This window comes from uncultured Demequina sp., assembly GCF_913055775.1.
GTDB lineage: Bacteria > Actinomycetota > Actinomycetes > Actinomycetales > Demequinaceae > Demequina.
The window spans coordinates 1-2041 of sequence record NZ_CAJXJX010000208.1; the positions used below are offsets into that span (position 1 = coordinate 1).

General features: G+C 70.0%; 2 protein-coding genes. Both read left to right on the top strand.

What is annotated here, in order from left to right; all coding sequences use genetic code 11:
* The coding region (locus tag QZ483_RS13560; RefSeq protein WP_297084916.1) for a GspE/PulE family protein at nt 1-500 on the top strand (500 nt) is incomplete at its 5' end.
* A gap of 76 nt (nt 501-576) precedes the next feature.
* Nucleotides 577-2041 (top strand): PilT/PilU family type 4a pilus ATPase (locus QZ483_RS13565; protein ID WP_297084918.1); only part of this gene is annotated, 1465 nt, incomplete at its 3' end.

Here is a 2041-nt window from a genome sequence, read left to right on the forward strand (position 1 = left end):
AGACGGCCCAGATCGCCATCGAGGCGGCGCTCACCGGTCACCTGGTGCTGTCGAGCCTTCACACCAACGATGCGCCGTCCGCGATGACCCGCCTCATCGAGATGGGCATCGAGCCCTTCCTCGTGGGTTCCGGCATCGACTGCGTGGTCGCGCAGCGCCTGGCACGCCGGCTGTGCGAGCACTGCGCCGAGGACCACGAGATCACCCGGGACCAGCTCCCGCCAATCATCCAGTCGATGGTGGGGGAGTCGCTGCCCACGCTGATGCGGCCCGTGGGGTGCAGCCGATGCTCGAACACCGGCTACCGCGGTCGCGTCGCGCTGCACGAGATCATGGAGATCAACGAGCCCATCGAGCGCCTCGCCGTCGCGCAGGCGTCCTCCGCTGAGATCGGCAGGACCGCGCGCGAGCACGGCATGCAGACGCTCATGGAGGACGGATGGGCCAAGGCCGTGGAGGGGCTGACGTCGCTCGAAGAGCTGCTCAGCGTCGTGAAGTGAGGCCGCCAGTGTTCAGATCAACGGAGATCATGTCGATACAGGGTGCGATCGCGCTCAGTACGAGGGGAGACCAGCCGTGACGTCTTTCGACCCGGCTCCGCAACAGCAGCCCGGCCAGCAGCCTCAGGCCCAGCGCCCTGGGGCCTTCGACCCCGCGCCGCAGGGACAGCCGCTTGGCGGTGGCCAGCCTGCTCCGCAGCGTCAGCCCATGAACCCGGGCCACCCGGCCCCGGGCCAGCCGATGGCCGGTCAGCCGATGTCGCCGGGTCACCCTGGCGCTGCGGTTCCGCCCCAGCAGCGGGTCGCGCAGCCGCCCGCGCAGCAGTCCGCGGCGCCGCAGGCGGCTTCTGCCGCCCCCGTGCGCCAGCCTGTCGCCGCGTCGCCCGTGCAGGGCGCGGCCGGACCCGGCGCCTCCCGCCCTGCCGGAGGCCCCGCGCACACCGGTCAGCGCATCGGCATGGCGCAGGAGCGTCACGACGAGGACATCGACATCGACACCGCACTGCGGCAGATGGTGAAGATGGGCGCGTCCGACATGCACCTGACCGCGGGCTCGCCGCCCATGGTGCGCCTCGACGGCAAGCTGTCGCCGCTGGCGGACTACGCCAAGCTCATGCCCGACAGCCTCCAGCGTTCGCTGTACACGATGCTCACGCAGGCGCAGCGCGAGAAGTTCGAGGAGGCGCTCGAGCTCGACTTCTCGCACGCCATGCCGGGCGAGTCGCGCTTCCGCGTCAACATGTACCGCCAGCGCGATGCCGTGGGCGCCGTGTTCCGCGTGATCCCCTACGAGATCAAGGCCCTCGAGTCGCTGGGCATCCCTGGCGCCGTGGAGAAGTTCGCTTCGCTGCAGCGCGGTCTGGTCCTGGTGACGGGACCCACGGGATCGGGCAAGTCGACCACGCTCGCGTCGCTGATCGACATGGCCAACCGCAACCGCCAGGCGCACATCGTCACGGTCGAGGACCCGATCGAGTTCCTTCACCGCCACAAGCGTTCGCTGGTGAATCAGCGCGAGGTCGGCACGGACACGCACTCGTTCGGCAACGCCCTGCGGCACGTGCTGCGTCAGGACCCGGACATCATCCTGATCGGCGAGATGCGCGACCTCGAGACCATCCAGGTCGCGCTGACCGCCGCGGAGACGGGCCACCTGGTGTTCGCGACCCTGCACACCCAGGACGCCGCGCAGACCATCGACCGCATCATCGACGTGTTCCCCGCAGAGCAGCAGGGGCAGATCCGCACCCAGCTCGCGACCGCGATCCAGGGCGTCGTGTGCCAGACCCTGGTACGCCGCGCCGACGGCCCCGGCCGTGCGGCGGCGTGCGAGATCATGATCGCCACGCCGGCGATCCGCAACCTGATCCGCGAGGGCAAGACGCACCAGATCTACACGTCCATGCAGGCGGGTGCCGCCGAAGGCATGCAGGCGATGGACAAGCACCTGGCAGACCTGGTCAAGCAGGGCGCCGTCGCCTACGACGTCGCCGTGGAGGTGTGCCACTCGGCCACCGAGTTCAACCGCCTGTGCGGCAGGG